The sequence below is a fragment of the Pseudoalteromonas sp. S1609 genome, assembly GCF_005887255.1.
Taxonomy (GTDB): Bacteria; Pseudomonadota; Gammaproteobacteria; order Enterobacterales; family Alteromonadaceae; genus Pseudoalteromonas.
Genome location: NZ_PNDJ01000094.1, coordinates 1 through 24,281 on the forward strand (window position 1 = coordinate 1; position 24,281 = coordinate 24,281).

Genomic DNA, 24,281 nt, shown 5'->3' on the forward strand with positions numbered 1-24,281 from the left:
CGACTAGGTTGCAAACCTCGCGCCGCGATTAAACCGCTCCTAGTTTGAACAAATTGTAATCCGCAAAGGTCAACAGACCCTAGAATAACTACCGTAATTACATTAATTGCTGCGGTTTTATTTCAATATTGGTAGTGTCGGTATTAACCCAAACTTCACCATCTTGAATGGTAATAGCCAATTTAATATTACGATCAACCAACGCAGCTAATAATTGAGTAGCAGCATAATCAAGGCTAAAAATGCTTAGGTTTTTAAACTCGTACAATTTAGGCTGATGCTTTTGCCACCAAATAGCTTGGTTATTCTCGCCATAGGTATATAAAACTACTTTTTTAGCTTTATTACAGGCTTTTTTAAGGCGCTTTTCATCTGGTAACCCCAGCTCAATCCACAGCTCTATTTCTTCGCTGTAATTGACATGCCAAAGCTCCGGCTCATCATCAGCACATAAACCTTTAGTAAACTCTAATCCATCACAGCTATTAAGTGCAAACGCTAGTAAGCGGATCATCAAACGCTGCTCAGTTTCTGAAGGGTGTTGTGCCAAGGTTAAATTAAAGTCTTGGTATACGTGACGGTCCATATCGCTAAGCGATAGTTGCGCTTTAATAATGGTAGATTTGAGAGCCATAATATCTAATCTGAAAAAATTTGCGCCAGTATAGCGCAATTAAATGAATTGCCAGTTAAAATAGCTACAAATTATATGTTAGGAGTTAAAAATGGCTATCCAGTGGTTCCCTGGGCACATGAATAAAGCCCGAAATGAAATTAAAGAAATAATGCCACAAATGGATGTGATCATTGAAGTGCTAGATGCGCGCATTCCTTACAGTAGCGAAAACCCGATGGTGGCTACTTTGCGTGAAGGTAAGCCGGTCATCAAAATATTGAATAAAGCCGATTTAGCTGACCCTAAAATGACCCAAGCGTGGAAGGATTACTTTGAGCAAGAAAACGGCGTAAAAGCGATTGCATTTGGTAACGATAAAGCCGCAGAGGTGCATCGTATTAATGAGCTGTGTAAAAAGTTAGTACCACATAAAGTCGGTGCCGATAAGCAAATTAAAGCTATGATCATGGGGATTCCTAACGTAGGTAAATCTACGCTTATTAATGTACTTGCTGGACGTATAGTGGCTAAAACCGGCAATGAGCCTGCAGTGACTAAGGCGCAGCAACGTATTAAACTTGATGATGGCATTATGCTTTACGATACGCCTGGGATGCTGTGGCCAAAAGTAGAAAACGAAAACTCAGGTTATCGTTTAGGCGCAACCGGAGCAATACGTGATACCGCTATTGAGTACGAAGAAGTGGCAAGCTACACCGCTGAGTATTTATTACATGCCTATCCTGAGCTTTTAAAAGCGCGCTATAAATTAGATGAATTGCCAGAAAGCGATTGGGAATTTGTTGAAATGGCGGGTAAAAAACGCGGCTGTATTCGCGGTGGCAACCAAATCGATACGTATAAAATGTCAGAAATTCTAATTAATGAATTACGAGATGGCATTATTGGTCGTATCACCATGGAAACACCTGCCATGCGTGAAGAAGAAGAAATAATGGTAGCTGGATTGCGCGCGGCGGCAGAAGCGAAAAAGCAAGCCAAAGAAGAAGAGAAAAAACAACGCCGAGCACGTGCACGAAAAAACCGCCGCTAATTTTTAAAGTGTAGGTTAAAGCCTTACTCATTAAATTATAGACATAAAAAAAGCCCGAAAGGGCTTTTTTAGTTTCATATCTACCGTCACCGATATGAGCAATGTAGCAAGTAAATGAGTAGGGCGGAAACAGGTCATAAACAGCAAGGGGCGTTGTGGTTTATAACAGGTTTCCATAGCTGTTAACGTGCGCCACACGTTTGTTTCAGGGTAGAGAAACACATGAATTTTTCCGTCACAAGAAGCAATGCATGCCTTCTTGTTGATAGTGATTATCAGTTAGATTTGAGTGGTTGTCAACACCTTAATGAAAATAGTTCTCATTAACATTATGTTGGCTTTATATTAAATTACAGGCATAAAAAAAGCCCGTAAGGGCTTTTTAGTTTCATATCAACCGTCACCGATATGAGCAATGTAGCAAGTAAGTAATAGACGATTATCTGCAATCAATATCAAGGGGCGTTGTGATTAATTACAGATAATCTTGGCTTTAACGTGAGCCACACGTTGTTTCAGGGTCGAGAAACAAATGAACTTTACCGTCACAAAAAGCAATGTACTTTCTTCTTGTTGAGATTGATTATCAGTTAGATTTAGATGGCTGTCAACACCTAGATGCAAATAATTCTTATTTTAACTTTTTGTTCATTTATAGCACTAAAGTAAGGGCTGTAAAACGGATTTCATGTTGCGGGGAAAACACTACTTTATGGCTACTATTAAATAAGCTGAAGCGAAGCTATTGGGCAAAAGTAGCCTGTCACTAACCGGTGTTGCCTGTATCTATAAAGTAATAACTGACCTGGCTTTGTTAGAAATTAAAGCCAAAACAGCAGGCAATTTAGTTATTAGCAACAAGGTTAAAACCATGAGTTTTGGGTTACTTTACTAATAAAATGCATATGGCAAAAGAGTTGTATTTTCTTCATACCACCACTTAATGGCACTTTTAATGTTCAACAATAACGCTGATAAAGGCTTAAGTCGTTTAAATACGGTTTATAACAAGCCCCTTTTAAGTCCATCTCTTACCTCGAAATATCTTTAAAGCAAGTTTTTTATAAATTGATTGCATTTTAAGCGACTTCTATGGTGATGTTCGCTTTAAGTAATGCTATACTCCCGCCGAATAATTTATCGACTTTATTAAGAGTAAAATTAATGGCAGATTTATCGAAGTACAGAAACATTGGTATTTTCGCGCACGTTGATGCGGGTAAAACCACAACTACTGAGCGTATCCTAAAGCTTACAGGTACTATCCACAAAACAGGTGAGGTTCATGATGGTGAATCGACTACCGATTTCATGGATCAAGAAGCTGAGCGCGGTATTACTATCCAGTCTGCGGCAGTAAGCTGTTTCTGGAAAGATCACCGCTTTAACGTTATCGATACTCCTGGGCACGTTGACTTCACAGTTGAAGTTTACCGTTCACTTAAAGTATTAGATGGCGGTGTGGGTGTATTCTGTGGTTCTGGTGGTGTTGAACCACAATCAGAAACTAACTGGCGTTACGCGAATGAGTCAGGTGTTGCACGTATTATCTTCGTAAACAAATTAGACCGTATGGGTGCTGATTTTTACCGTGTAACAGCGCAAGTACAAAAAGTACTTGGTGCTACTCCACTTATCATGACTTTACCAATCGGTATTGAAGATGATTTTGTTGGTGTTGTTGATGTTTTAAACAAGCAAGCATACGTATGGGATGACACTGGTCTTCCAGAAAACTACGAAATCACAGACGTTCCTGCAGACATGGTAGAAAAAACTGAAGAATACCATGAGATGCTTATCGAAACTGCTGTAGAGCAAGACGATGACCTAATGGAAGCGTACATGGAAGGTGAAGTACCTTCAGTTGAAGATATCAAGCGTTGTATCCGTAAAGGTACTCGTGACCTTGCTTTCTTCCCAACGTTCTGTGGTTCTGCATTCAAAAACAAAGGTATGCAATTAGTACTTGATGCTGTTGTTGATTACTTACCTGCACCTACAGAAGTTGATCCTCAACCTCTTATGGATGAAGAAGGTAACGAAAACGGCGAGCATGCAATTGTATCTGCAGACGAACCTTTCAAAGCGCTTGCATTCAAAATCATGGATGACCGTTTTGGCGCATTAACTTTCGTACGTATCTACTCTGGTAAGCTTAACAAGGGTGACACAATCCTTAATGCGTTTACTGGTAAAACTGAGCGTGTTGGCCGTATGGTTGAGATGCAAGCAGATGAGCGTAAAGAGCTTACTTCAGCACAAGCGGGCGATATCATCGCTATCGTTGGTATGAAGAACGTGCAAACTGGTCACACTCTATGTGATCCTAAGCACCCAGTAACTCTAGAGCCAATGGTTTTCCCAACTCCAGTAATCTCGATTGCTGTACAGCCTAAAGATAAAGGCGGTAATGAGAAAATGGGTGTTGCTATCGGTAAAATGGTTGCAGAAGATCCATCTTTCCAAGTTGAGACTGATGAAGATTCAGGCGAAACTATCCTTAAAGGTATGGGTGAGCTTCACTTAGATATCAAAGTAGATATCCTTAAGCGTACTTACGGCGTAGACCTTATCGTTGGTCAGCCTCAAGTTGCTTACCGTGAAACTATCACTCGTGAAATCGAAGATAGCTACACGCATAAGAAACAATCTGGTGGTTCTGGTCAGTTCGGTAAAATCGATTACCGCATCAAGCCAGGCGAAGTGGGTTCTGGTTTCGCGTTCACTTCATCAGTTGTTGGTGGTAACGTACCTAAAGAATTCTGGCCTGCAGTTGAGAAAGGCTTTAAGTCAATGATGGGTGAAGGTGTTCTAGCTGGCTTCCCAGTACTTGACGTTGAAGTTGAGCTTTTCGACGGTGGCTTCCACGCCGTGGATTCATCTGCAATTGCTTTCGAAATCGCTGCTAAAGGCGCTTTCCGTCAGTCTATCCCTAAAGCGGGTGCACAACTTCTTGAGCCAATCATGAAAGTTGACGTGTTCACACCTGAAGATCACGTTGGTGATGTAATCGGTGACCTTAACCGTCGTCGTGGTATGTTAAGCAATCAAGAAGCTGGTTTAACAGGCGTTCGTATTAAAGCTGACGTACCGTTATCAGAAATGTTCGGTTACATCGGTTCACTACGTACAATGACATCTGGTCGTGGTCAGTTCTCTATGGAGTTCTCACACTACGCTGCATGTCCACAAAACGTAGCTGACACTGTAATCGCTGCAGAAAAAGAGAAAAATGCTGCTAAGTAATTAGCACTTTAACTCTTTGAAAAACCCGCACTTGTTGCGGGTTTTTTATTGTCTGAAGTTTGCAAGCAGGTGAATGCTATCAATACCAACCCGCAATAAGACTTAATCATTTTGAGGGGATAAACCAGAGGCTAGCTGCGTTAAAGTTTTCTCAACAAAAATAATTAAAAACAAAATCTTTGCTTTGTTATCGACACAATTTTCCTGTTCTTAATATAACTCACTTAATTAAGTGAATGAGTATAAGTGTTTTTGCTGTTTATAAAAAAAGCCGCTAGTGCGGCTTTTTTATGTTAATAGCAATGTGATATTAATCTACGTACTTGGTTGCTTTATAAGTGAGCTTAACATTACCAAAAGGAATGGCGCCGTTTACACGCACTCGCCACTTACCTTCTTGTGGATTGGTAAAAGAGCAGCTTTCACTATTACCTAGGCTAATTGAAGCACAATCTTTTCTGAAAAGCGTTGGGTTTCTTTTGTGGCGTACAAATAAGTTTGCATCACCCCAGCCACCTTCAAGGCTAACGGTTAACTCGTCGTAACCTTGCGGGATTTCAAAGCTGTAGCTTTTCCACCAAAACCAGCCACCAATATTATTAATTTCGCCAATAATTACTTCAGGTTCTGGCTCAGGTGGCGCGATAATAGTTGAACGAATATCGACAATAACAGGGTCATGATCTGATGCTCTGTAAGGTCCTTGAGCATACAAGCTTGATTGCTGTGCGTCAGATTTAAATTCAACATTATAATCAAGTGAAATAGGTTCATCGGCGTTAATATGCCAATCACTGGCGCTCACTACTTTACTTAATAAGCTCGGGCTTGCTAGGGCGTGATCTAAACTTCCTGCACGACCAGAAAAGCTGTAAGAATAACCTAAAGTGTTGCTATCTAGCTCAGCAACCACATTTTTAAGGCCTTTATCAGCAAATGCACGGATAGGATCTTCCATTGCATACGCGTTCATGTCGCCAACAAGAATGATATCTTCATCATCAACCCCTGTTGGTTTACTATTTAACCAATCAGCAAATGCATTTGCGCCAGCAGTTCTGATTTCATTCCAACATGCTTGACCGTCACCTTGATCAGCATTGCCACCAGTTGCGCTTCTACAACCACCTTTAGATTTAAGATGAGCAACCGCAACAGTAAAGACTTCTTCTGTCTCTAAAGATTTAAAGCTTTGTGCAATAGGTGCACGGTTACTGTAATCGAAAGGCGCATCGGTAGTAATTGCTGCAGTACCCACTTGCTGCACTTTATCCGCACGGTAAATAAGTGCAGTAGTGATAGCGTCGGTGCCTATTTTATCAACACCAAAGTCTACAAATGCATATTGATTTTGACTATCAGCGTCATTAAGTGCATTTACTAAACTAGCAACAGCACTAAATTCGCCAAAACCGTCATTTTCAATTTCCATTAAGCCAATCACATCTGCTTGCATAGCACTGATAGCGCTGACTAGCTTGGCTTGTTGACGAATTAACTCGGCTTCTGAATCAGCACCACGGCTAGTTGGGAAACCGCCACCTTGGCCATCGCCATTAAAGTAGTTAAGTACGTTAAAGCTGGCAACACGCAAATCAGCGTCAGGGTTTAACTCTGGTGCATCGGTGCGTGGATTGGTTGCTATAAACTGAGGTGTTGTTGTTGGGTGAATACGGTAAGTACTAAAGCTGTAAGCTAGCGCACCTGTTACAGAATTTACTGTATCGCCTGTGCGTAAAGTATTCTCTGCTGATAACCCAGGGACAGGATAAGCGATAGGATCGCGGTTTTGACGAGTTGAGCCATCATCTAAGAGTATTTTTTTATTTAGATTTTGTGCTTCAACCGCATTCGCAGCCGCGCCAGGAAGTGCAACTTGAGTACCTTGGTATAAGCGTTCAGTGGCAAGTTCTAGCTCTCCATAGCGACCTAAACCATAATTGTTAGTAACAATAAGCGGCTGCTCTAAGGTAACCAGCATACCTTCAAACGCTTCTAATTCACTTGGTTCGGTGACGGGCAGAGTGACTTTAGTTGGGTAAGCTGAAAGGCCGGTATCACAAATAGCAACTTGACTAACATTGCCAATTTGGGTGGCATCAAAATACTCTTCAACAGTACCTTGTACGCGAACGTGATCACCCACATTAACATCCGTAGTGGCAAAGTAAACAAATACCCCTTCAGAGGTAAGTGGGTTTGCATCTTCATCACTATTAAGTGAATTTACAAAAAAGCCTTTGAGCTGATCATCTGCTTGGAAATCAGCTGTTACTACACCTTCAAACTCAACCACAGTGTTAACTAGTGGGCTGCTTGTGCCTTCGCCTTGAATGCTGCTAATTAATGTTTTTTCAGCGCCACATAATAAAGGCTCTTCAGGTTCTGGATCTGGTTCAGGATCTGGATTAGGTGAAGAATTTCCTGCAAATATGCCTAAATCACTAAAGTCATCTTGCTCAAATTGCAGCCATTGCTCGCTTGGGTTGAAACTATCATCGGCGTCAGTGCGCCCATTTAATTCAGTTTCTTTGCGGCGTAATGTTTTATTTTGTGTTTTCACGCCCCCTTCTGACCAAAATGAACCAGGGTCTACACCGCGCTGGCCAAAGCTATCAATAACCACAGAGCCTTGAGTAAGTACCAGTGCATCGTCGCCATTAAAGTTAGTCACGGCGCTGAGTTGGTCAGCTTTTTCTTTTAGTTCTGCTGATGCATTACCATTAACAATCACGTAGGTGCTATTTGCAGCAAGTTCGCCAGTTAAATCGAATGTATTATTTGCATCTGTACTGCCATTTGAATAGAGGCTAAGGGTATGGCCATCTAATGACAGTGGGGTTGTCGAATTGTTAAATAGTTCTATTGCTTTATTATAGCTACTGCCTTCTACGTACTCAGATATAACGAGGTTAGCGGTAGCGGGTGCACTTAGGCTTGCTAATACAAGCGCCAAAGGCGTTATTTTTGTTTTTAACATTATTATTTTTCCCGTGTTTTTGTTTCCCCAAATGGGACGCTTAGTGTAATGAAAAATGATTACAAATAGAATACAGAATGTTAACAATCTTGGTTTTTGTTATTTTTGAGGTTGAATGTACAGTGGGTGTTTGGTTTTAGGTAAGGCAGAACCTATGTAGTGTGATTACTTCCCATAAATAGGGAACGCTGTAAAAATGCCAAATATGTGCTGCCCTTAAACATAAAAAAGGGCAATAAAGCCCTTTTATATCAATATGTCGTTATTATTTATTTAAATAGCGAGCAGCTTGCTTAGCAAAGTAAGTCAGAATGCCGTCTGCGCCAGCGCGTTTAAATGCTAATAAAGACTCCATTATGGTTGCTTCTTCGCTTAGCCAGCCGTTATCAATAGCGGCTTTATGCATCGCATATTCGCCACTTACTTGATAAGCGAATGTTGGAACACCAAACTCATCTTTAACACGGCGAACAATATCAAGGTATGGCATACCAGGTTTAACCATTACCATGTCAGCGCCTTCTTGAAGATCAAGTGCCACTTCGCGAATTGCTTCATCAGAGTTGGCAGGATCCATTTGGTATGTTTTTTTATCAGCGCCTTTTAAGTTACCCGCAGAACCGACAGCATCTCTAAATGGACCATAGTAGCTTGACGCATACTTTGCAGAATAGGCCATAATGCGGGTATGAATAAAGCCATCGGCTTCAAGAGCTTCACGAATTGCACCAATACGACCATCCATCATGTCTGATGGGGCAACAACATCTGCGCCAGCCTCTGCATGTGATAGCGCCTGCTTAACTAAAATTTCGGTAGTGACGTCGTTAATCACATAGCCTGCATCATCAATAATGCCGTCTTGACCATGCACTGTAAATGGGTCAAGTGCAACATCGGTGATCACGCCAAGCTCTGGGAAGGTTTCTTTTAATGCGCGTACTGTTCTTTGAGCTAAGCCATCATCGTTATAAGCTTCTTCAGCGAGTAGAGACTTTTTATCTGCAGGAGTAACAGGAAAAATAGCGAGCGCAGGGACGCCTAAATCTACCAGTTCTTTAGCTTCTTCTAGCAGTAAATCAATTGATAAACGTTCAATACCGGGCATTGATTCAATGCTTTCACGGCGGTTTTTACCTTCAAGCACAAACACAGGATAAATAAGATCATTAATACTCAGCTGATTTTCAGCCATAAGGCGACGAGAGAAATCGTTACGGCGCATTCTACGCATGCGAGTATATGGGAAAAGGTCTAGTCCAGATTGGGCCATAAGTATACGCTCCTACTGTGGGATTGAAAAATTAACCACTTGATTGCGGCCATGTTGTTTTGCTAAATAGAGTGCCTTATCGGCATAATCAGTAAATAGTTCAGGGTTATGAATGTCATCGGCAATTTGGGTATAAACACCGGCACTAATGGTAAAGTCGATAATTGTACCTGCTACATTTACAGTATTATTTGCTATTGCTAGGCGTGTTTGCTCTGCAATGATCAGTGCACCTGGGTTATCAGTATTAGGTAGTAAAATGACAAATTCTTCACCACCATAACGCGCTACTTCGTCAAGTGGGCGCTTAAGCTGTTGTTTAATGGTATCAGATACCGCCCTGATAACTTGATCGCCGGTTAAGTGGCCATAGTTATCGTTAATTGATTTAAATTTGTCGATATCTAGCATAATAATACTCAATGGTGTTTGTTCACGGCGCGAACGACGAATTTCCATAAGTAACTTTTTATCAAAAAAACGTCTATTTTTAATGCCAGTTAGCGCATCTTCCATATTGAGTTGTTCAAGTTCATGGTTTTTATCTTCAAGCTCTCTAAGTGTGACTTGTAATTCAAAGGTGCGTTCATCTACTTGGCTTTCAAGCTCTTGGCGGGTGCGCTCTTGTAATTCGATCCGCTCATTTAATAGCGCATCTTGTGCGGCGCTTTGTGCAATCAATGCTTGCTGTGCTGTTACTTGCTCATCGCGTTGCAATATAAACAATTTTATGACGGTATAGCTTAGACAAAATGAGCAACCTAAAGACGCTGCAAAGGTGAGCATTAAGCTCGCTCTTGTAACAGTGTAGAAGCCTGTTAACGCAATGGAAAAATGAATAACCACAATTAAAAAGAACCCAAGTGCCATTAAGAGCGATTTATTGGGGCTAGTGGGATTTTTACGTAAATAAAATAACGTTGTGACAACATGATAAATTAAAATTATAGGGATGCTTAAAATAGCAAATAAAGCTACGCTGGGAGTAGGAAGCAACCAAATAAGTAAAATAATTAATGCGTATAGTGCGGTAATTATTGTTTGCCCTTTTACTAAATTAGACTCAATAGCGGTGCAAACATGGCGCTGTAAAGGAAGAAACGATATCGTGATCAGCATCAGCAAAATAGGCAGCATTAACTGTTGTAGGTCTGCTATGTTTGAGGGTGCATAACGAAATCCAAATCCGCCTAAGTAAGCTAAAAAGAAGCCGAGCATTAACGTAATTAAACCAGCGTAAGCAAAATAATGTTTACGTGAAAAAGCAAATAAAACCAGACTACTCACCGCTAAAGAAAAAATAAAGCCAATTAGTAATCCATAAAGTAAATTCACCATACTTTTATAAGCTAGTAACGAGTCTTGCTGCCACAGTGTTAATGGTACGCGCAGCCCAATACCTGAATCATTATTAACTTTAAGGTACACAGTAGTTTCACTGTTAGCGGGAAGAGTTAACTTGACTAGTAAAGACTCACTCTTGATTACTCTTTGCGAAAGCGCAAGCGTATCACCTATATGAGTTGATGTGAGTAGTTTATCACCCATAAAGTGAGCAAGGGAAACGTCATTCAAAAGAGGGTTGTCTAGTGACAGTAAGGGCATTAGCGGCTGCGATAACTGATTTTTAATTTTAAATTGAATCCATACAGGTCGAGACTCAAGGCCTAAATTAAGTGGCTTATTATTAAGTAGCAGCCATTCTTGTAAATTACTTTGTCGTGCATCTTCTAATGAGGTAGGAGCAAACGAATAATGAATATCTTCTATTTTTTTTGAATTAAATTCGCTATTTATCTCGATTGCACTTGCAGGAAAACAGGATGCATAAAACACCATAATGAATACCAGCAAAGCGCAAAAGGTTCGCATTATTTTTTCTCTAATCCAAATAAGCGGTTAAAGTTGTCACTCGTATGTTTTGCCACTTCACAAGCAGAAACACCATAAAGCTGAGCAAGTGTATCACACACATAATGCAGCAATGCTGGCTCATTTCGTCTTGATTTAGGCTTAGGTTTAACAGTGCGAGGGATTAAAAAAGGTGCATCGGTTTCAATTAATAAACGCTCAATGGGAATGCTAGGGATCAGTTGTTGTAATTCTTTGCCGCGTCGTTCGTCACATACCCAGCCGGTAATACCAATATAAAGACCTAACTTTAAGTAACCTGCAAGTGCTTGTGCATCACCAGTAAAACAGTGCAACACACCGCGAACAGTAAACTCATTTAAAATAGCAAGCATGTCGTCACTGGCATCACGTTCGTGTAAGTAAACCGGCAGATTTAGCTTTTCAGCTAATGCGAGTTGACGACGAAACACATCACGCTGCACATCTCTTGGAGAAAAGTCACGATTGTAATCTAGTCCGCATTCACCAATTGCAATAACTTGCTCATTTTGTGCGAGTTTAGTGAGCTGTTGTTCAAGTTCAGAGGTTGCTGTTTTTGCATCATGAGGGTGAATACCAGCGCTAGCATATTGACCATAGCGTGCAGCAAGTATAAATGACTCCTCACTTGAACTTATATCGCAGCCAATAATTAGCATATGCTTAACGCCGACCTCTTTTGCCCGCGCGAGCACCTCTTGATGCTGACCATCAAATTGATGATTAGTTAAATTTACGCCAGCATCAATTAACGTGTATTGCATTACTGAGTACGTTTTACACGAATTGAGCGGTTTTGATCTGCTTTTTTAAGTAAAAAAGAGTTGAATACGCCACGGCTAATAGTAACAGTGTCACCTTTGTCTAGACTTAATCTATCTGAACCAATTTGACGCCATTGCTGATTATTTTCTAAGGTAATAATTAGCTCACCATAAGGGGCTTTTTTAACATTAGCTATTGTTGATGAAATTGTTTCTTCAGTATTCTTAGTAATGTTTTTATGCTCTAAACCAAACTCTTTTGCCTTGGCAGCCACAGGTGCTGTTGCGACAGCCGTGTCAGCTTTTACATTAGCTTTAACAGATTGTTGTGGTTGTTTATGCGCTGGTTGAGTGAGTGATTTTCCCGCGATAGTGTTGTCGTAACATAGTAAACGATTAAAATCGTTTTCAATAAAACTACAGGCTTGTAACGCTTGCTCATTAATAGGAGTTGCGGCTAAAACCGGTACACTTGCTAAAGCGAGTAAAGAAAGTAAATGCTTATTCATATTATTCCTCAGATTCTTGTTGTGGTTTTGCGGTATAAAATTTAGCTAAAATTAAGCCAAGCTCAAATAAAAGCAGCATAGGCAATGCTAATAAGGTTTGTGATAGCACATCGGGTGGCGTTAAAAACATCGCCACAACAAATACACCGACCACTATATAAGGGCGTTTCTCTTTTAGACTTTGTGTGGTTGTTGCACCACTCCAACAAAGCAACATAATCGCAACTGGGATTTCAAATGCAATACCAAAAGCAAAAAATAGCTTAAGTACAAAGCCTAAATAGCTACTGATATCCGGTGCTAGGGTCATCATTTGAGGACCTGCACTGGTGAAAAACCCTAAAATAATTGGCAGTACTACAAAGTAGCAAAAAGCTATGCCACCATAGAATAAGAAAATACTGGAAGCTAATATGGGCATGAGCATTTTCTTTTCGTGCTGATATAAACCGGGGGCTATAAATCCCCAAATTTGATGTAAAATCCAAGGGATCGCAGCAAATAAAGCAACAAACAACGTAAGTTTAAAGGGGGCAAAAAATGGCGCGGTGACATCTGTTGCTATCATAGTGGCAGTACTAGGTAAATGAGCGACTAAAGGAGCCGCCACAAACGTATAAATATCGTTTGCAAAGTAAACCAAACCAATAAATATCACTAAAATACTTAATAGCGATTTTATCAACCGGTCACGCAACTCGATTAAATGAGCGACAAATCCTGATTTTACTTCTTCAGTCATTGTTTTCTATACCTGCATTAAGCGCATGAAAAAAGAGAGTGCCATAATTATTTAGAGTCATCTGTTGCTTGGTTATTAGTGGCTTGGCTTTGACTTTTTTTATAGCTGTGAGTAACTGATTGCGCTGCTTGTTGCAGCTCAGAAACAGAGTTTTGTAGGTCAGGGCTTAAATCTTTAAGACCTTGTTGCTCTGCTTTTTTTAGGTTTTCATGTAGCTCGTTTACACGAAGCTCTTCACTCACTTCAGCTTTTACTGAGTTAGCCATTGCTTTGGCTGTTTTAACCCAGCGGCTTACGGTTCTAATAGCAACAGGTAAGCGTTCCGGCCCTAGTACTACCAAGCCGACAATAAATACCACAACAAGCTCCCACATTCCCATGCTAGTTAAACCTTGTCGTTATCTTTAGTTTTGCTAGTTGTACTCGAATCGATTGGTGTTGATTCTGATGATTTTTGGATCTGTTCAGTTTTATCTTCGCTAGCTTGTTTTTCAGCATTTTGGTCATCAGACATAGCTTTTTTAAAGCCTTTAACTGCGCCACCTAAATCACCACCCATACCGCGTAGTTTTTTTGTACCAAATAAAAGTACAATGATTGCAAGTACAATTAATAATTGCCAAATACTAATACCACCAAAACCCATGGTTTTCTCCTGCTTTTAAGCCATAAAATAATAAGGTTAAGTGCTGATTATACGCCCAAAGTGGCAAATAGCACTTAGTTTATGAGCGGCGCCAAGCCGCTATAAAGCCAATAACAGCACAACTTAAGACAACGCCAGCAGCGATTAAGTTGTGTTGTAAATAAAATAAAGCTGAGACAATCATCGCAGCACTACTAAACAGTCCTAAAACCAATGGTTTATGTGAAACCTTAATTTCAGGTGCGTGAGAGTGTGGTGCTCGCTTTAAATTTTGATAAATTAAATCGGGTAGTTCAGGCATTTTTTCTGCCCAAAACGGTAAGTTTGCATACATTTGTTTTAGCACAGACAGCGGGCCCACTTGTTGTTTAACCCAGTCTTCTAAAAATGGTTTTGCTGTTTTCCACAAGTCCAGTTGTGGGTATAGCTGACGACCTAAGCCCTCAACATACAACAAGGTTTTTTGTAATAATACGAGTTGCGGTTGAACCTGCATATTAAAACGACGTGCGGTATTAAATAAGTTAACCAATACATGACCAAATGATATTTCAGCCAGTGGTTTATTAAAAATAGGTTCGCAAACGGTGCGAATAGCAAATTCAAACTCTTCAATGCTGGTATCAGGTGGTACCCAGCCTGAATCAACATGTAGCTGTGCTACTTGGCGGTAGTCGCGGTTAAAAAAGGCAATGAAATTTTCAGCTAAATAGCGTTTATCTTCTTTGTTAAGAGTTCCAACAATACCGCAATCTATACCAATATATTTAGGATTATGCGGGTTTTCGCGTGACACAAAAATATTACCCGGGTGCATATCCGCATGAAAAAAACTGTCGCGGAATACTTGAGTAAAAAACACTTCTACTCCGCGTTCTGCTAATAACTTCATGTTGGTGTTTTGTGCCATCAACGCTTCAGTATCTGACACCGGAATACCGTAAATACGCTCCATAACCAGTACATTACTGCGGCTATAATCACTATATACTGTTGGAATGTATAACGATTCTGAACCTTCAAAGTTACGCTTTAATTGAATACCATTAGCGCCCTCACGCATTAAGTCGAGCTCATCGAGCAATGTTTTTTTATACTCTTTAACCACTTCCACTGGGCGTAATCGCTTGGCTTCGTTAATTAACTTACCGACAACCTTAGCCAATTTTTCCATTAGTGCTAAGTCAGCGTTGATTTGTTGCTCAATATTAGGGCGAATAACTTTAATAACAACATCTTGCGATTCACCTTGAGGATCAACAAGGGTAGCAGTATGCACTTGAGCAATTGAGGCCGATGCCAAAGGTATTTGTGAAAATTCACTAAATAGCTGGCTAATATCATCTATTTCTAATGCTTTTTCGATGATTCTCTGGGCTAGTTCACCCTCGAACGGTTCTACCTGATCTTGTAAAAAGGCTAATTCTAAGGCGATATCATGAGGCAGTAAATCGCGCCGAGTTGAAAGCATTTGGCCAAACTTTATCCACACAGGGCCAAGTTGTTGTAGTGCTAAACGAAGTCTTAAGCCAGGAGGTTTATTTTTGTGTTGATTGCGTAACCAAAACAAGCTGCCACGTGCGATTTTAGCAAACCAGGGTACTTTGTGTTTAGGTATAAGCTCATCAAGTCCGAAGCTAAGCAGGGTTTGAGTTATATAATACAGTCGGGCAGTTGACACAAAAAATCCTTAGCGCGTTAAAGGGCTTTAATTAGGGCGTTAATACGTTGCTCAATGGCGGCAACTTGGCCTTTTAGTGCTCTATTTTGTTGTTTAAATTGCTCAAGCTCTAATGGGTGAATAGTGATTGCCAGCTCATCTTGGCACACACTAATAAAAGTACTGTCGAGCTGAGACTTGGCTTTTTTACCTTGCTGCTTAAGTGACTGCAAATGTAAATAAAGTTGTTGTGCAGGCGCGTCGCCAATATGCTTTGCTAATTGCTCTGGCCAATCAATGTCTACACTTGAAAAGGCTGAACTATAGTGTTGAGCTATATTTAAATCGCCTTGTAAATCAAGCTTATCTTGGCGAATAAGTTGAGTCAGCATGGCCGGGTTTTTCAGTGCTAACAACGTATCTATATTGGCACTGATCATACAGTCTGCGTCAGCATGTTCGAATGCAGTGTAAAGATGTAGCTGCTGATTGGCATAAGTAATGGCTATTTTTTGCTGCCAGTCTCTAACCTCAACCAATAAACGCTGATGCTCTACTACATTTAGTTTATCGAGTAAGCTCGGATCGAGTTTAAGCGCTTGATTTAATACTTTTTCAATAAGCGAAAGTACAAAGCTCGGTAGCATAAAAAAACTGCCTGCAGCCGGTTGTTCTTTACTGTGTTCTTCAAGCGCCATAAATTACTAACCTTAGTATTTAAATCCACGATGCAGGGCAACAATGCCACCAGTTAGATTTTGATAAGTAGCTTGCTCAAACCCTGCTTCGACCATCATCCCTTTAAGGGTTTCTTGATCTGGATGCATACGAATTGACTCTGCTAAGTATTGGTATGATTCACTGTCGTTAGCAACGAGTTTACCCATAGTAGGTAAAATGTTGAAAGAGTAAAAATCATACGCCTTGCTGAGAAGCTCTTGCTCTGGTTTTGAAAACTCAAGAATGAGTAAACGACCACCTGGCTTTAAAATACGGTACATAGAGCGCAATGCTTTATTTTGGTCGGTAACATTACGCAAGCCAAAAGCAATCGTAATTAAATCAAAACTATTATCAGGGAAAGGTAAGGCTTCGGCATTCATTTGTACGTAATCAATGTTGCCTACAAGGCCTAAGTTATGCAGCTTTTCGCGGCCTACTTTTAACATTGAAGAGTTTATATCACCTAAAACAACCTGACCGGTTTCGCCAACAAGCTGGCTAAACTTTGCAGTTAAATCGCCAGTACCGCCGGCTAAATCTAATACATGATGACCTTTACGAATACCTGAGCTGGCAATTGTTTGACGTTTCCATAAACGGTGAATACCAAAAGACATGAGATCATTCATAACATCGTACTTTGTCGCAACAGAATGAAATACATCAGCAACCATAGAAGCTTTTTCGGTTTCGGCAACAGTTTTATAGCCAAAATGCGTGGTCTTTTCAGGGTTCTCGTTCATGATTAATCTCTATCGTGGTAATAGAGACTAGTGTACTTGATTGTGCACCAAGGGTGCAATTTGAATATGATTTATCAGCTAATTTATTGTGTGAACAGTGTGCTTTGCTATTGAGATGCACGTGATTTAAACGCCGCGTTTGAGGCACTTTTAACTAGTTGGTTAAAGTCGCCTTGTTGTTCCGTAATCCCTAATGAGAGAGAAATGGGAGGGAGTTTTAAATCGCTTTTTGAACTGATAAAACGTAGCTTTTCGACCCCAACTATTACTTTCTCTGCAATCAGTTTAGCTGTTTCGGGCTCAATGTTAGCAAGTAGAACGATAAATTGGTCTTTTGCAGAGCGCCCGGCTAAGCCACTTTGCGAAACATACTTTTGAACTTGCTTAGCTACTTTATTTAAAATCACTTCGCCAATTGCATCTCCAAAGTTATTAATAAAATGCTCTAAATTATCAATTTGAATGGCAATTGCTGAAATTGACTTGTCTTGTTTTAGCCATAATTGTGTTTGCTTAGTTAAATAATGGCGTTTGTATAAGCCTGTTTGCGGATCAATGACATGTTGTTTGCGCAAGGTATTGAGTTGTTTTTTAGTTGTTTCGTGTAGTTTTTTTGCCTGACTTAGTTCTTGTTTAAATTGCGCTTGTTGCGAGAACAGTAACTGCGTTTGCTCATTAAGTCTTTCTAAGGCGATGCGGCTATTAGCAATATTATTTTCATCTAAAGAATGTAAGCAGTCATTAACATGACCTGCAAAATCGTTAAGTTTTTTTTCGGTTTGCTGTGCATTTCGCGATAGTGAGTTGATCACACCATTGACGTTTTCAATCATTGCTACTTCGGTTTTATGACCCTGATTTAAATATTCAAAATAGAGTTGCTCAATAAATAGCTCATCAATATTTTGTTGGGCATCTATGGCATCATCAATAGCATTGTTAAGCGCAAAATGGATTTTACTAATGTATGTATACACAACTTGAAAATTTAAGGGGGTAGGAGGCAAAACATGATGCTCTAAAAACATACATACTTTTGTCATTTTTTCTTGTGCTATAGCCATGGAATCATGGAACATCATTTGCAATTACCAACCAAATACGCATAAATGCTGATTTATAAAACTCGTCCAATGAGGCAATTTGCTTCCAAGCACAGATACAATAATCATTATATCTGTTATTTAAAAGTAAAATGAGTCGTAGTTGGCTAAAATGGCGCTATAATTTCAATAACCGTTGTTTTTTTGAGCAATTACTCTAATTGTTAAGTATTAACTTAAGTTAATAAAATGATTACTACCGTATATTTTCGCAATTGGTCGTATATTTATTTGCTATTTATTTAGGCTACGATAGGTTTATCACATCTGTAACGTCACTAAGCTCAATAACTATGAATTTATCTCTTTCAAAAAAAATGCGTCTTTCCTTATTAAGTGTCACCTTAATGTGTTCATTAAGCGCGTGTCAGCTAACTACAATTAACGCCAATCAGCAATTTACGCAAACGGCCGAAAATATCGTAAAACATCGCCAAAATGTAAGTCCGTACAGTAATCCTGAGGGTGTTGATGGCTATTTACTTCCTAACTTATCAGCTGACTTTTTAGCGCAGCAGTATCAAAAAAACACGCAGTTATTGGCTGATTTAGATGCAATAGATATGAGCAAGCTGAGTGACGAAAACCAAATTAACTACAGTATTATTCGAGCGCAAGTGCAAAATAGTGTTGATGAATATGTATTTAACGCACACTACATGCCTTTAACGTCAGAGTATGGCTTTCATTCAAGCCTATCGTTTATTGTTAATAGCTCGGATTATAAAACTGCACAAGATTATCAAAACTACCTAAAGCGATTACAGCAAGTGCCGCGCTTTTTTGAGCAAAACATAGGCTGGATGCGTAAAGGATTAGAAGTTGGTTTAACTCAACCCAAAGCGGTATTAATTGGCTACCAAGACTCTATTACTGCCTACATTGTTGACGATGTAACACAGTCTGAATTTTACAAGCCGTTTTTAAACAATACCGCGGGTTTAAGTGATAGTGAATTTATAGCGTTACAACAACAGGCTAAAGCAATTATTAGCAGCCAAGTTATTAAAGCCTATAAAGATTACTTAACTTTTTTTAATACTGAATACTTACCTGGCGCGCGCAGTGATATTGGTATTTCGTCAACTCCTAATGGCGAAGCCTTTTATGCAAATCGTGCTAAGTATTACACCACGACACAAATGACCCCAAAAGAAATCCATGAGCTGGGTTTAGCTGAGGTGGCGCGTATTCGCAGTGAAATGGAAGCGGTCATCAAAGAGGTGGGTTTTAAGGGCACGTTTGCAGAATTTATCCACTTTTTACGTACTGATCCGCAGTTTTACGCCACAACGCCTGAACAATTATTAAAAGAGGCCGCGTACATTGCCAAAAAAATGGATGCACAGTTACCTAAATTATTTCATACCTTACCACGCAAACCCTATGGCGTAGCGCCGGTGCCCGCCAATATTGCACCTAAGTACACTACTGGGCGCTATTCAGGTTCGAGCCGTGATGATCAAGCCGGTTTTTATTGGGTAAACACGTACGCTTTAGATAAACGACCACTCTATGCTTTAGAAGCGTTAACGCTGCACGAAGCCGTACCGGGCCATCATTTACAAATATCACTCAATGCAGAGCTTGAAAGCTTACCTAGCTATCGCCGAGATGCCTATTTATCAGCATTTGGTGAAGGCTGGGGGTTATATTCAGAGTACTTAGGGGTTGAGGCTGGTTTTTATCAAGACCCATATAGCAACTTTGGTCGTTTAACCTACGAAATGTGGCGTGCTGCACGTTTAGTGGTTGATACGGGGATGCATATGTATGGCTGGAGTCGAGAGCGTGCAATGAACTTTATGGCTGATAATACGGCGCTTTCATTGCATAATGTAAAAACGGAAACCGACCGTTATATTTCGTGGCCAGCACAAGCGCTGTCTTACAAAATTGGTGAGTTAACAATTAAACGTCTGCGCGCAGAGGCTGAGCAAGCATTAGGTCAACAATTTGATATTCGTGAGTTTCATCATCAAATATTGCGCCATGGCTCAGTACCTTTGTCGGTGCTTGAGCAACAAATACGTTTGTATATACAAGCAGAGTTAGCAAAAACAGATAGCTAAAAGCGCATTATTTTGAAACTATAAAAGTGTGGTGTTATTTGATGGCATCACGCTTTTTTAGCATTTAAGGATAAGTAATGAGTCAGTTTATAATGTTCAGTATCGATGTATTTGCCAGCCTATTTATTGTTGCATTGGGATTGCTGGTTGTATTAATTGCTATTTTTTATATTCGAGATGTTACGCAAACAAAGCATGCTATTAGGCGTAATTATCCCGTGATTGGACGTTTTCGTTACTTCTTTGAGCGCCAAGGTGAGTTTTTTAGACAGTATTTTTTTGCCCTCGATCGTGAAGAAATGCCCTTTAATCGCGCCGAGCGCAGTTGGGTCTACCGCGCGGCTAAAGATGTTGATCACACGGCCGCTTTTGGTTCAACTCAAAGTTTAGAGGCCACAGGCACAGTTATGTTTATGAACTGTGCGTTTCCTACCTTAGATGAAGAAGCCTTAGCGCCAAGCAACGTAACTCTTGGTCCTTACTGTAAATTTCCTTACACCACAAATTCTTTATTTAATATATCGGGCATGAGCTTTGGTGCGCTATCTAGCCCAGCTGTACGTGCACTATCGAAGGGGGCAAAATTAGCAGGATGTTGGATGAACACGGGAGAAGGCGGCCTTAGCCCATATCACTTAGAAGGAGGTGCCGATATTGTATTTCAAATTGGCACCGCAAAATACGGTGTACGCGACGAGCAGGGAAATTTAAGTACAGAAAAGCTAAAAGCCGTTGCTGCACATCCAGCGGTTAAAATGTTTGAACTGAAAATGAGCCAAGGTGCTAAGCCAGGCAAAGGCGGCATGTTACCTGGGCGAAAAGTGAATGCTGAAATTGCCAAAATAAGAGGTATACCCGAAGGGCAGGATTCTATTAGCCCAAACGGGCACCCAGAAATAAAAAATCCAAACGATATTCTAGACATGCTTAACACCATCAGAACTGCAACGGGTAAACCGACAGGCTTTAAAGCGGTTATTGGTGAACATACTTGGTTAGAAAGTTTATTCGCCGAGATTAATCATCGCGGCATTGAGTCCGCACCCGACTTTATTACTATTGATAGTGCGGATGGCGGTACCGGCGCAGCACCACAATCTTTATTAGATTCTGTAGGGTTACCGCTTAAAGAAAGCCTTCCTTTAGTTATACAGCTATTAAAGAAACATGGTCTTAGAGAGCGAGTTAAAATTATTGTTTCGGGTAAGTTAATTGTTCCATCCAAAGTCGCATGGGCATTAGCACTAGGAGCCGACTTTGTAGTTTCTGCCCGAGGGCATATGTTTGCACTAGGCTGCATTCAGGCTATGCAATGTAATAAAGATACTTGCCCAACAGGAATTACTACGCATAATGAACGTTTACAACGTGGTTTGAATGTTGAAGATAAAGCGCAGCGAGTTGCAAATTATAATAAATACATCCATTACGGTGCGGGGCTTATTGCACATTCTTGTGGCGTTACCAGTGCTCGCGAATTAAAACGCAAACATGTACGTATAGTACAAGAAAGTGGCCTTTCTGAGCCGCTAGATAAAATGTACGAGCATTACCATTAAATACTTGCTTGTTAGTTATCGATGATGAAGTGTATTGCTCGCTCGAATGCCGGTGATTTTTAATCGCTCTAATTCGCAGCTAAACAAAAACTCTAGTGCTTCTAGGTGGCGACGAACTTCAGCAATATTTTTGCCAACTGCATAGAAGCCATGACCGCGAATTAATACACCAAATTTAATCGGTGAGTGCAAATGGTGATCGCTAACTAATAAGCTTAAACGGTCAATATCTTGGCCGTTATCAAAAATAGGAATGCTTAAGGTTTCTAAATGAGACCACTGTTGTGGTAATCGATGGATATGCAATACAAGCAGCCTAATGGCGATAAAGTTATTCGTTTATGTTTTGCTTAAAACGATCAAATCCTAATAGAGGCGGCGCAGATTTTATGTCAACTTTAACTTTAGCACTATTACAAAGCTCTTTGCATTGGCTCGATAAAAAAGCCAATTTAGCTATGTTTGAACAACAACTTGCCAACATCACTAATAAACCAGATTTAATTGTATTGCCCGAAACCTTTGCCACTGGATTTGCGGTTAACCTTGATTGTGGTGAGGCTGAAAATGGCTCAGTACTGAGTTGGCTTAAAACACAAGCTAAACAACATAATGCAGTGATTGCAGGCTCAGTATTGGTAACCCAAGGAGACAAAAAGGCCAACCGGCTTTATTGGGTACAACCAAATGGAGAAGTGAGCTATTACGATAAGCGCCACTTATTTTGTTTGGGTAACGAGGGTGAATTTGTAGTGCCAGGACAAACCCGTAAAGTGTTTGAGCTCAATGGGTTTAAAATTTTACCGCAAGTTTGCTACGATTTACGTTTTCCGGTGTTTCAGCGCAATAACAATGACTACGACGTGATGATAAATATTGCCAACTGGCCTGCGGCAAGGCGTAATGTGTGGGACACTTTATTAATGGCGCGAGCAATGGAAAACCTATGCTACGTGGTTGGCGTAAATCGGGTTGGCGAAGATGGTAATGGTATTGAGCACAGTGGTGGAACCGCAGTGTATGACTTTAAAGGTGAGCCACTGGTTAAAGCAAATGATGACCAGCCAGCATTACTAACAATCACATTAAATAAAGCGCCGCTCAATGAATTTAGAGCTAAATTTCCGGCACATTTAGATGCCGATGCTTTTGCATTGGTATAAATTAGCGCCCAGCCGATAAAGTGCTAAAATAGCCGCTGATATTTTTATTGGCGGCTTTATGAATACAACCCCTATTACACCGGTAGTTTTAGCAGGCGGCATTGGCACACGGCTTTGGCCGCTATCACGCCAAGCAATGCCAAAGCAGTTTTTATCTTTGCTTGATGATAAAAATCAGCAGTCATTATTACAAAGTACCTTATTACGTGTTACAACTGAGGACTTTAATCCCGCTATTTTAATCTGTAATGAGCAGCATCGATTTATTGCTGCGGAGCAGGCTGCATTTGCAAAACCCCATGCCATAGTACTTGAGCCAGAAGGCAAAAATACCGCACCAGCTATTGCCCTTGCCGCGCACTACGCTTTAAAAAATAATATTACGGGCCCTTTGCTGGTGATGCCTGCCGATCATCATATTGCAGACTTTACCGGATTAACTGCTCAGTTATCCGATGCGATTAAACTTGCTGAGCAGGGTAAATTAGTTACATTTTCAATTACGCCGACAGAGCCACACACAGGTTATGGTTATATAAAACAGGGCGCAGCCATTAAAGATACCTGTTGCTTTGAAGTTGACCAGTTCAAGGAAAAGCCTGATTTAGCAACTGCATTAACTTATTTAGCTGAGGGCGGTTATAGTTGGAATAGTGGTATGTTTTTATTTACTCCCGCGGCATATCTAAAAGAACTGGAACGCTTTGCCCCTAAAATTGCTAAAAGTGTTGCTAGTGCCACTGACTTTAAACAAGACTTAGCGTTTACCAGAGCAAATGCCCATGCACTTGAATCTTGCCCAAATGACTCAATTGACTACGCTATTTTAGAGCGCAGCAATAATGTAGTGGTAATGCCTGTGGCGTTAAAGTGGAGCGATGTCGGCAGTTTTTCTGCACTCGCAGCGCTTGCAGAAAAAGATTCGCAGGGTAACAGTCAAAATCAGCAACATATTGCACAGAATAGTATTAATAACCTAGTTATTAGCGAAGATGGGCACACAATTGCTACTTTAGGTGTGAGCGATTTAGCGATTGTACATACTCATGATGCCACCTTGATTGCAAAACAAGATTCGCTTGAAGGCTTGCCTTTAATACTTAAGCAATTGGCAATTACGCAAAATGACAAACTGGCGCATCATCAGGTGGTTTACCGCCCTTGGGGACATTATCGTACGTTAATAGAAAGTATCGGCTTTAAAGTTAAAAAAATTACCGTAAAAAGTGGTGAAAAACTCTCAACCCAGCGTCATCAGCATCGTGCCGAGCATTGGGTGGTTGTCTCAGGTACTGCAGATATATGTATTGACCAGCAAAGCTTAACACTGACCCATGACCAATCTTGTTATATTGGTGCAAAACAACTGCACAGCTTAGCGAATAATCAGCCCGAACCCTTAATTGTTATTGAAGTGCAAACGGGTGCCATATTGGATGAAAGTGACATAGAGCGATTTGATGATGTATACGGTAGAAAATAACAGTATAAATAGTAAATATGGTTGATCATTTGTTACGGTCGTAAAACTT

General features: G+C 40.4%; 19 protein-coding genes and 1 pseudogene. 6 read left to right on the plus strand and 14 right to left on the minus strand.

The features are described 5' to 3' along the window. Nucleotides 1-97: 97 nt before the first annotated feature. The gene (locus CWB76_RS18230; RefSeq protein WP_008112865.1) at nt 98-634 is read right to left on the minus strand and encodes a YaeQ family protein; all 537 of its coding nucleotides are present in this window, start codon (nt 632-634) and stop codon (nt 98-100) included. A 91-nt stretch (nt 635-725) separates the two neighbouring features. Between CWB76_RS18230 and ylqF the strand changes: the two genes are divergently transcribed. Together ylqF and fusA are read left to right on the plus strand one after the other, a co-directional pair. Then, the gene (ylqF, locus tag CWB76_RS18235; RefSeq protein WP_109875729.1) at nt 726-1,670 is read left to right on the plus strand and encodes a ribosome biogenesis GTPase YlqF; all 945 of its coding nucleotides are present in this window, start codon (nt 726-728) and stop codon (nt 1,668-1,670) included. A 1,164-nt stretch (nt 1,671-2,834) separates the two neighbouring features. After that, nucleotides 2,835-4,919: an elongation factor G gene (gene fusA, locus CWB76_RS18250; RefSeq protein ID WP_138609530.1), complete on the plus strand. Its 2,085-nt coding sequence runs from the start codon at nt 2,835-2,837 to the stop codon at nt 4,917-4,919. A 310-nt stretch (nt 4,920-5,229) separates the two neighbouring features. Here fusA and CWB76_RS18255 read toward each other — a convergent pair whose 3' ends face one another. From CWB76_RS18255 to CWB76_RS18310, 12 genes are all read right to left on the minus strand, one after another. Then, entirely contained in the window at nt 5,230-7,899 is a 2,670-nt protein-coding gene (locus CWB76_RS18255) for an ExeM/NucH family extracellular endonuclease (RefSeq protein ID WP_138609532.1), read from the minus strand. 265 nt (nt 7,900-8,164) lie between these two features. Beyond that, nucleotides 8,165-9,172 carry a porphobilinogen synthase gene (hemB, locus tag CWB76_RS18260; RefSeq protein WP_138609534.1) on the minus strand — a complete coding sequence of 336 codons (1,008 nt, stop codon included), beginning with the start codon at nt 9,170-9,172 and terminating at the stop codon, nt 8,165-8,167. A gap of 12 nt (nt 9,173-9,184) precedes the next feature. Continuing rightward, nucleotides 9,185-11,044, minus strand: coding sequence for a sensor domain-containing diguanylate cyclase (locus tag CWB76_RS18265; protein ID WP_138609536.1), 1,860 nt, complete (start codon nt 11,042-11,044; stop codon nt 9,185-9,187). Next, nucleotides 11,044-11,829, minus strand: coding sequence for a TatD family hydrolase (locus tag CWB76_RS18270; RefSeq protein WP_138609538.1), 786 nt, complete (start codon nt 11,827-11,829; stop codon nt 11,044-11,046). Before CWB76_RS18270 ends, CWB76_RS18265 begins: the two co-directional genes overlap by 1 nt. Next, nucleotides 11,829-12,338: a hypothetical protein gene (locus CWB76_RS18275; protein WP_138609540.1), complete on the minus strand. Its 510-nt coding sequence runs from the start codon at nt 12,336-12,338 to the stop codon at nt 11,829-11,831. The genes CWB76_RS18270 and CWB76_RS18275 overlap by 1 nt, the downstream gene beginning before the upstream one ends. Nucleotide 12,339: 1 nt before the next feature. Further along, the gene (gene tatC / locus CWB76_RS18280) at nt 12,340-13,080 is read right to left on the minus strand and encodes a twin-arginine translocase subunit TatC (protein ID WP_008108549.1); all 741 of its coding nucleotides are present in this window, start codon (nt 13,078-13,080) and stop codon (nt 12,340-12,342) included. 47 nt (nt 13,081-13,127) lie between these two features. Continuing rightward, a complete protein-coding gene (tatB, locus tag CWB76_RS18285) occupies nt 13,128-13,460 on the minus strand; it encodes a Sec-independent protein translocase protein TatB (RefSeq protein WP_138609542.1) in 333 nt (110 codons plus the stop codon). A gap of 5 nt (nt 13,461-13,465) precedes the next feature. Beyond that, complete coding sequence (gene tatA / locus CWB76_RS18290; protein ID WP_008108546.1) at nt 13,466-13,726, minus strand: Sec-independent protein translocase subunit TatA; 261 nt, start codon at nt 13,724-13,726, stop codon at nt 13,466-13,468. A 79-nt stretch (nt 13,727-13,805) separates the two neighbouring features. Beyond that, nucleotides 13,806-15,407 carry a ubiquinone biosynthesis regulatory protein kinase UbiB gene (gene ubiB / locus CWB76_RS18295; protein ID WP_138609544.1) on the minus strand — a complete coding sequence of 534 codons (1,602 nt, stop codon included), beginning with the start codon at nt 15,405-15,407 and terminating at the stop codon, nt 13,806-13,808. 17 nt (nt 15,408-15,424) lie between these two features. After that, a complete protein-coding gene (locus tag CWB76_RS18300) occupies nt 15,425-16,084 on the minus strand; it encodes a ubiquinone biosynthesis accessory factor UbiJ (protein WP_138609546.1) in 660 nt (219 codons plus the stop codon). Nucleotides 16,085-16,096: 12 nt separating this feature from the next. Beyond that, nucleotides 16,097-16,852 (minus strand): bifunctional demethylmenaquinone methyltransferase/2-methoxy-6-polyprenyl-1,4-benzoquinol methylase UbiE, encoded by a 756-nt coding sequence (gene ubiE / locus CWB76_RS18305; RefSeq protein ID WP_138609547.1) that lies wholly within the window; start codon nt 16,850-16,852, stop codon nt 16,097-16,099. Between the two features lie 107 nt (nt 16,853-16,959). Then, the gene (locus CWB76_RS18310; RefSeq protein WP_138609549.1) at nt 16,960-17,916 is read right to left on the minus strand and encodes a diguanylate cyclase domain-containing protein; all 957 of its coding nucleotides are present in this window, start codon (nt 17,914-17,916) and stop codon (nt 16,960-16,962) included. 332 nt (nt 17,917-18,248) lie between these two features. Here CWB76_RS18310 and CWB76_RS18315 point away from each other — a divergent pair, with 332 nt between their 5' ends. After that, complete coding sequence (locus CWB76_RS18315) at nt 18,249-20,027, plus strand: DUF885 domain-containing protein (RefSeq protein WP_138609551.1); 1,779 nt, start codon at nt 18,249-18,251, stop codon at nt 20,025-20,027. Between the two features lie 77 nt (nt 20,028-20,104). Further along, nucleotides 20,105-21,586, plus strand: coding sequence for an FMN-binding glutamate synthase family protein (locus CWB76_RS18320; protein WP_138609553.1), 1,482 nt, complete (start codon nt 20,105-20,107; stop codon nt 21,584-21,586). Between the two features lie 15 nt (nt 21,587-21,601). On the opposite strand, the pseudogene CWB76_RS18325 reads toward CWB76_RS18320, so the two are convergent. Beyond that, nucleotides 21,602-21,862, minus strand: a pseudogene (locus CWB76_RS18325) (class II aldolase/adducin family protein); the annotation flags it as partial. Between the two features lie 113 nt (nt 21,863-21,975). Here CWB76_RS18325 and CWB76_RS18330 point away from each other — a divergent pair. Further along, nucleotides 21,976-22,749 (plus strand): amidohydrolase, encoded by a 774-nt coding sequence (locus CWB76_RS18330; protein WP_138609555.1) that lies wholly within the window; start codon nt 21,976-21,978, stop codon nt 22,747-22,749. 58 nt (nt 22,750-22,807) lie between these two features. Continuing rightward, complete coding sequence (locus CWB76_RS18335) at nt 22,808-24,232, plus strand: mannose-1-phosphate guanylyltransferase/mannose-6-phosphate isomerase (RefSeq protein ID WP_138609556.1); 1,425 nt, start codon at nt 22,808-22,810, stop codon at nt 24,230-24,232. Nucleotides 24,233-24,281 lie beyond the last annotated feature (49 nt).

Coding starts and splice junctions, on each gene's coding strand:
- CWB76_RS18230 (WP_008112865.1), bottom strand. CDS start 634: ATGGCTCTCAAATCTACCATTATTAAAGCGCAACTATCGCTTAGCGAT.
- ylqF (WP_109875729.1), top strand. CDS start 726: ATGGCTATCCAGTGGTTCCCTGGGCACATGAATAAAGCCCGAAATGAA.
- fusA (WP_138609530.1), top strand. CDS start 2,835: ATGGCAGATTTATCGAAGTACAGAAACATTGGTATTTTCGCGCACGTT.
- CWB76_RS18255 (WP_138609532.1), bottom strand. CDS start 7,899: ATGTTAAAAACAAAAATAACGCCTTTGGCGCTTGTATTAGCAAGCCTA.
- hemB (WP_138609534.1), bottom strand. CDS start 9,172: ATGGCCCAATCTGGACTAGACCTTTTCCCATATACTCGCATGCGTAGA.
- CWB76_RS18265 (WP_138609536.1), bottom strand. CDS start 11,044: ATGCGAACCTTTTGCGCTTTGCTGGTATTCATTATGGTGTTTTATGCA.
- CWB76_RS18270 (WP_138609538.1), bottom strand. CDS start 11,829: ATGCAATACACGTTAATTGATGCTGGCGTAAATTTAACTAATCATCAA.
- CWB76_RS18275 (WP_138609540.1), bottom strand. CDS start 12,338: ATGAATAAGCATTTACTTTCTTTACTCGCTTTAGCAAGTGTACCGGTT.
- tatC (WP_008108549.1), bottom strand. CDS start 13,080: ATGACTGAAGAAGTAAAATCAGGATTTGTCGCTCATTTAATCGAGTTG.
- tatB (WP_138609542.1), bottom strand. CDS start 13,460: ATGGGAATGTGGGAGCTTGTTGTGGTATTTATTGTCGGCTTGGTAGTA.
- tatA (WP_008108546.1), bottom strand. CDS start 13,726: ATGGGTTTTGGTGGTATTAGTATTTGGCAATTATTAATTGTACTTGCA.
- CWB76_RS18300 (WP_138609546.1), bottom strand. CDS start 16,084: ATGGCGCTTGAAGAACACAGTAAAGAACAACCGGCTGCAGGCAGTTTT.
- ubiE (WP_138609547.1), bottom strand. CDS start 16,852: ATGAACGAGAACCCTGAAAAGACCACGCATTTTGGCTATAAAACTGTT.
- CWB76_RS18310 (WP_138609549.1), bottom strand. CDS start 17,916: ATGGCTATAGCACAAGAAAAAATGACAAAAGTATGTATGTTTTTAGAG.
- CWB76_RS18315 (WP_138609551.1), top strand. CDS start 18,249: ATGAATTTATCTCTTTCAAAAAAAATGCGTCTTTCCTTATTAAGTGTC.
- CWB76_RS18320 (WP_138609553.1), top strand. CDS start 20,105: ATGAGTCAGTTTATAATGTTCAGTATCGATGTATTTGCCAGCCTATTT.
- CWB76_RS18330 (WP_138609555.1), top strand. CDS start 21,976: ATGTCAACTTTAACTTTAGCACTATTACAAAGCTCTTTGCATTGGCTC.
- CWB76_RS18335 (WP_138609556.1), top strand. CDS start 22,808: ATGAATACAACCCCTATTACACCGGTAGTTTTAGCAGGCGGCATTGGC.